We start from the raw sequence: 5789 nt of genomic DNA on the forward strand, positions 1-5789 counted from the left end.
CGGCGGTGGTTCCGGATCACCCCTCCGCCGGCGATCACTTCGCGCCTCATGCGGACGTCACTCTGCCGGTCGATGCGGCTGACGCGCTTGACCAGCACGGCACACATGTTCCGAGCTTCGTGACAGACTGGCTGCTGTAGCCAGCCGGACCTGGCGGTTTTCCATCTGGTCAGTGCCCGCCGCCCCTCCGGCGGACGTGGTCATTTTGCGGCCCGACCCGTCACCGTGCCATCGCCGGGTTTGTCAAATAGTCCCCTCCCCGCAAACGGGGGAGGTGAGCTGGCGATATTCTGATCGATACGATCTCAGCTGCCGGAAAGTGCCTCGACGCTTTTCGCCAGCTCACGCGCATCGCCGCGGATACGCAGTGTTTTCAACCGCGCGGTCCCCCCGGCAACCACCGAAACGGCTGACGCCGGAACACGCAGCGCCTTGGCCATCATCCGCTCCAGCGCCGCATTGGCCGCCCCATTCTCCGGCACGGCACGAACGCGAGCCTTGAAATGGCTGCGCCCGTCGGCCGCCGTCTCGACACCTTCGATCCGGTCCAGCGCCGCCTTTGGCGTCAGCCGCACGAAAAGGTCGATGCCATCGTCGCGCGGGCGGAACGGCGCGCTCATCGGCGGGACCGGCCTCAGACGACCAGGGACAGGACAGTGGTAAGCAGGAACTGCCGTATGAAGAAGATGATCAACAGCAGGATGATCGGCGAGATGTCGATGCCGCCGAGATCGGGCATGAAACGGCGGATCGGCCGCAGCGCCGGCTCGGTCAGCCGGTAGAGCATGTTGGCGACGGTGCCGACGAACTGGTTGCGCGAGTTGACGACGTTGAAGGCATAGAGCCAGGAAAAGATCGCCGAGGCGATGATGACCCACCAATAGAGGTCGAGCGCCATGACGATGGTTTGAATGAGGGCGATCATGCCGGTCTCCAAATTGTCGCCGACATGTAGCCATTGCTTGGCGAACCGGCAAGGCCCGCCGGCATCGACGCCTCGACGTCAGGCGATCCGTTTCGCCTTGACATCAAACCGCCGCGACCGATACAAGCCCATCCGCTGGAACGGGGCTGTAGCTCAGCTGGGAGAGCGCATCGTTCGCAATGATGAGGTCAGGGGTTCGATCCCCCTCAGCTCCACCAGCGGGATTTTGCGAGCCACGGTGCCGGCCTTGCACGCCACCGCAAACCCCAGAGCCAACCGAACAACCTCTTTTAGATCGGCCCGGAAATCACTTTTGTTTTCCGCCGCATGAGTTCGGTGCGCCGGCGGCGCCATCTCCCAGCGCTGATTTTCGGTCAAACGCCGCGGCGGCAAGACGTCCTGAATTGTGATCTCGCCGGATCGGATGGCTGCTGCAGCCCTGAAACGTCCAACCGAAGCGGTCATGAATTTTCGCTGAATGGAGCCTTCAGCCTCCGTTCCGGGCCAACCTCCTACAAAGGGGCCGTTCAACCCGCGGTCCCCTGCCGCATCGAAGGAGAGGTCCCATGACCCGTACGTCAATCATCGCCACAGCTCTTGCAGCCGTCGTCGGCTTTTCCGCCGTCGCGCCCGCCATGGCCAATGATGTCAACATCGAACAATATGGCTGGCGCAATTCCGCCGGCGGCGCCCAGCACGGCTACCGCAACCGCATACACGTCTACCAGGATGGCCGCTTCAACACCGCCATCGGCCAGCAATATGGTCATCGCAACCGGTCGGTGATCGGGCAGCAGGGCGTCAACAACTACGGCGCGACCTATCAGTACGGCAGCCGGAACGCCGCGGGCATTGCCCAGTTCGGCTCGAACCACACCGCGATCCTGACGCAGGACGGCAACGGCAACATCGCCGCCGGCGTTCAAGTCGGCCACGGGTGCAATGCCGACGTCGGCCAGGGCGGCAGCGGCAATGTCGCCGCCTTCGTCCAGGACTGCCCCTGAACAATATGGACGGCCGGCAACGGTGTTGCCGGCCGTCATCCTGAGATGGCGAGGAGATCATCCATGACCAGACTGGACAACCGAACAGCAGCGGCATCGGCGGCGCTCCTGGCCGTGATCGCCGCCGGCGCGGCCGGTGCGGCGGCCGGTAAGGATGGCGCGAATTCCGGGCTGCTGCGATGCGAGATACGAGATACGGTTCAAGGCGACGCAATCCTGCTGGAGCCCCTGGTTTATGCCGACAGGAGCATCAACGGCATCTACACGGTCAGCGTCTCCGGCGGCGGCACCTACGGCTCCGCCAACATCCGGCAAGGCGGCGCCTTCGAAGCCGGACCGGGCAGTCGCGCATCGCTCGGCCGGATGAGCGTCGGGGCAAACGGCGCTGCCTACGACGTCAAGCTGAAAGTGACCGCAGGCGGAGCGAGCATCAGCTGCGTCAAGCAGGTGTCCGGCGCGACCTGAGCGCCAGTTCTCTCGATTGATCGAAGGAGGGCTTCGGGCAACCGGAGCCCTTCGCCATTTCCATCAGGCCAGGAACAATTCCTGGAAAGTGAGCAGCGATTCTCCATCCGTAATTGCGTGAAAACAAATACTTGGAGCGTCAGCGATTCTTTCAAAGGCTGAATCGCTCCAGGTCTTGAACGGCTGCTGAACGATCCCTTCCGTCACGGTTCAGCTTGGCTATGCGACTGTTCCTCATCAACGGTCGAACCCGCCAGGAGACGTAACATGAACCGCCAGATCACGAAGCTCGTCCACGCCGCCGCGCTCGCCGCGGCCATCGGCCTGCCCCTTGTCGCCGCTCCGGCAAAGGCGGGCGGTTCGATCGGATTTTACTACTCGCCTCGCGCTGCCCGCGACGCGCGGGCGCTGGACCTCGGCCTGCGCGCCTATTCGATCTACAACGGGCTGCGCAGCGGCGCCCATATCAGGCAGTTCGGACGGAACAACCGTGCCGGCCTAGGTCAGGACGGTGCGGGCAACCTCGGCATAATTCGACAGGAGGGCAGCGGGCATTCCGCTGTCTTGCGGCAGGACGGCAACGACAATTCCTACGGCATTTTCCAGTTCGGCAGAAACACCGACGCCAACGCCGCGCAGGCCGGCAACGGCCAGAGCGGGGCAGCCGTGCTGTTCGGCTGGTAGGCGAGAAGCCGCGGATTGCGGATGCGTGGACGACTGTCCGGCTATGCATCCGCAACCCGATGATCGGTTACAGCCCGCGAGGCCTGCAAGCGGCCCCTGTAAAACGCAGGGCAGCTTTCGGCCTCAGAGAGCCTCAATTGTCCCAATCATCCCAATTGTCTTCATCCTGCGGCGGATCGTTGGGAATGACCCGGATGACCGGCCGCGGACGCTGATAGCGCCAGTAATACTCGTCCGGCTGCGGCTCATAGGTGCGGTAGATCTGCCGGTAGTGGTGCTTGGGCTTCCAATACATATGCTTCTTGTGCGGCCGCACGCAGTAGCCGTCCTCGGTCAGGTACGCGCATGTCACATGCGCTCTTGGACCAGACTGTCTCTGTCCGGCGCCGCGATCATTGGCGCCGCCTGCAGCGCGAACGTCGGCGCCAGCATAGCCCCGGCAAGGGCAAGAACAGACAATTTCATCGACCTCTCCATCGTCTCCAGGTTCGGGCCGGAAGAACCCCCTGATTGGGGACGATTTGGGGCGGCCGGTGATCACTTTGATTTTCCGCCGCACATATAAGCGTTAGATCATGTTCGCATGGCGGCGTGCTCAAAGCCTTGCCCTTCAGGCCTGAAGTTTTCCGCGCCATCCCCTCGAAACAGACGGCGCATGAGACCGCAGGCCATTCTTCGCGGGCTTCCAATGGCCGCCAAAAATATGGGTGCTCCCGTGCGGCCTCGGCTGGCCCCACTCACCTGGAGACCGCCGTCGCTCTGCGATTGCGCTGGCGCGCGTAAGCCACACAGGCGTCCACCGTGCTGACGCAGAGCGCGTCGCGGCTGTTCGGCAGATTGTTGTCGCCGGCATAGGCCACCTCGGCGACGTGGCCGTTGAGCATCCGGATCTGCGTGTTGCAATAGCCGCCGGGAGCGACGTTGACGGACCCTCCAACCGCCGGGATCGCGCCCACGGCCATGGTCGGCTTGCGATGCTGAGATTGCCGCGCTGAACGGTGCGCTGATAGGTCCAGATCCGGCCGGAAGCTCCCACATCGGCGGTAGCTGTCGGAAAGCCGGCGCACATGCGAACGTCGGCCTCGCTGAGACCGATCATCTCCTTGCGGGCGGCGGCCGTGGTGGCGTCGACCTTGGCGATGCTCGATGTGTCGTTGGGGATGACGCAGGAAGACTGGATCGAGATGCCTGCCGCAACAAGGGCAAGTTTTCGAATGCGAGAAGATGTCATGCCGTCGGTCGGAATTGCGTGCCGCCCCAGCGCCCTCCTGCCTACCTAGGCAATCTGGCAAGAGCGTCAACCCGAGGAAATCCGCGAATTCCGGTCGAAGGCGAGAGCACCTTTCGCCACGTGCGCTCACACCACCCGGAAATAGCTCGTCATGCCGGTCTTCTGGTGCTCGATGATGTGGCAGTGGAGCAGCCAGACGCCGGGGTTGTCGGCGACGAAGCCAAGCTGCACCTTCTCGTCGGGCTGGATGAGATAGGTGTCGGAGACGAGCGGTTGCACTTGTCGGGTCGAGGACGACAGCACCTTGAAACTCATGCCGTGCAGGTGGATCGGATGCGAATGCGGCGTGAGGTTCTCCATGTCGATGATGTAGCTCTTGCCGAGCCTCAGCTCGGCCAGCGGCGCGGTCGGATCCGGCGTGTCGCCCGGCCACGGAACCTTGTTGATCGCCCAGAAACTGTAGCCGATCGAGCCGCAGATGCTGTCGGCCGAGACGTTTTCCGCCGTGGCGCTGAGCGCCAGCGGAATGCGCCCGGCGCCGGCGAGGTCCACTTCCGCCACCGGATTGGCCTCCAAAGGGCCAAGATCGCGCAGGTCGCGCTTGAGCGACTTCCCGACTGAACGCAGCGTCGCCAGAATCTTCGGCTTGGTGCCCCTGACGTCCCGCAGGCTGACGATCGCGCCTTCGTCGTCGGGCATGCGGATGGCAAGCTCCAGCCGCTGGCCAGGTCCGAGCTGCAGGGCGTCGGGCGCGAAGCGTAGCGGCACCGGATTGCCGTCGAGCGCGATGACCTCCGCTTCCGCGCCGTCGACACGGAAGGCGTAGATGCGGGTGACGTCGGTGATGGCGGCCCGCAGCCGCACCAGGCCGCCTGCCGGCGCGTCATATTGCGGCTGGTCGAGCCAGTTGGCGGTGCGCACGGTTCCATAGGTGCCCGCCCTTGCCGCATCGCGCGGCCGGAACTGCTCGATGAACTGGCCGTCGTCGCCGAGGCGCCAGTCGCGCAGATTGATCACCACCTCGGAATCGAATTCCGGATCGTTGGGATTTTCTACCACGATCACGCCGGTCAGCCCGTGGCCTGTCTGGGTCAGCGTGTTGCAATGCGGGTGGTACCAGAATGTGCCGGCGTCGGGTGGCGTGAAGGCATAGTCGAAATGATCGCCTTGATAGACATAAGGCTGGATCATGAACGGCACGCCGTCCATCTTGTTCGGAACGCGGATGCCGTGCCAATGGATCGTCGTCGGGTCGTCGATGCCATTGATGAGCCGCGCGGCGAACGGCTTGCCCTTCCTCATCCTGACGACCGGCGGTGGGCCTGCCTGGCCATAGGTGAGCACGTTCCTGGTCGGACCGGCCTCCATCAGCTTCGCCTCGATGTTTGAAGTCTTCAGAATAACCGGCTCAGGTCTCGCCGCCGCGAGCCCGGTCAACCTGCCGATAGTCGAGGCGCCAATGCCGGCGAGGCCGGCCGCG

8 protein-coding genes and 1 tRNA gene are annotated in these 5789 nt (G+C 63.9%); 4 read left to right on the forward strand and 5 right to left on the reverse strand.

Going from position 1 to position 5789, the window contains the following annotated elements; all coding sequences use genetic code 11:
- Nucleotides 1–305: 305 nt before the first annotated feature.
- On the reverse strand, nucleotides 306–620 hold the full coding sequence (locus tag EOA29_RS22585; protein WP_126091281.1) for a DUF167 family protein: 315 nt from the start codon (nucleotides 618–620) through the stop codon (nucleotides 306–308).
- A gap of 14 nt (nucleotides 621–634) precedes the next feature.
- The gene (locus EOA29_RS22590; protein WP_126091280.1) at nucleotides 635–925 is read right to left on the reverse strand and encodes a YggT family protein; all 291 of its coding nucleotides are present in this window, start codon (nucleotides 923–925) and stop codon (nucleotides 635–637) included.
- Nucleotides 926–1067: 142 nt separating this feature from the next.
- Between EOA29_RS22590 and EOA29_RS22595 the strand changes: the two genes are divergently transcribed.
- The 4 genes from EOA29_RS22595 (at nucleotide 1068) to EOA29_RS22610 (ending at nucleotide 3078) form a co-directional block, all read left to right on the forward strand.
- A tRNA-Ala gene (locus EOA29_RS22595) sits at nucleotides 1068–1143 on the forward strand.
- A gap of 348 nt (nucleotides 1144–1491) precedes the next feature.
- Entirely contained in the window at nucleotides 1492–1929 is a 438-nt protein-coding gene (locus EOA29_RS22600) for a curlin (protein ID WP_126091279.1), read from the forward strand.
- Between the two features lie 63 nt (nucleotides 1930–1992).
- Nucleotides 1993–2394, forward strand: coding sequence for a curli-like amyloid fiber formation chaperone CsgH (csgH, locus tag EOA29_RS22605; RefSeq protein ID WP_126091278.1), 402 nt, complete (start codon nucleotides 1993–1995; stop codon nucleotides 2392–2394).
- Between the two features lie 267 nt (nucleotides 2395–2661).
- A complete protein-coding gene (locus EOA29_RS22610; protein ID WP_126091277.1) occupies nucleotides 2662–3078 on the forward strand; it encodes a curlin in 417 nt (138 codons plus the stop codon).
- A gap of 133 nt (nucleotides 3079–3211) precedes the next feature.
- Here EOA29_RS22610 and EOA29_RS22615 read toward each other — a convergent pair whose 3' ends face one another.
- The 3 genes from EOA29_RS22615 to EOA29_RS22625 all read right to left on the reverse strand — a co-directional run bounded on the left by EOA29_RS22615 (nucleotide 3212) and on the right by EOA29_RS22625 (nucleotide 5770).
- Nucleotides 3212–3430 carry a hypothetical protein gene (locus EOA29_RS22615; protein ID WP_126091276.1) on the reverse strand — a complete coding sequence of 73 codons (219 nt, stop codon included), beginning with the start codon at nucleotides 3428–3430 and terminating at the stop codon, nucleotides 3212–3214.
- A gap of 385 nt (nucleotides 3431–3815) precedes the next feature.
- Nucleotides 3816–4040, reverse strand: coding sequence for a hypothetical protein (locus tag EOA29_RS43165; RefSeq protein ID WP_245468518.1), 225 nt, complete (start codon nucleotides 4038–4040; stop codon nucleotides 3816–3818).
- Between the two features lie 395 nt (nucleotides 4041–4435).
- Nucleotides 4436–5770 carry a multicopper oxidase family protein gene (locus tag EOA29_RS22625; RefSeq protein WP_245468519.1) on the reverse strand — a complete coding sequence of 445 codons (1335 nt, stop codon included), beginning with the start codon at nucleotides 5768–5770 and terminating at the stop codon, nucleotides 4436–4438.
- Between the last annotated feature and the right edge of the window lie 19 nt (nucleotides 5771–5789).

This window comes from Mesorhizobium sp. M1E.F.Ca.ET.063.01.1.1, assembly GCF_003998155.1.
Taxonomy (GTDB): Bacteria; Pseudomonadota; Alphaproteobacteria; order Rhizobiales; family Rhizobiaceae; genus Mesorhizobium.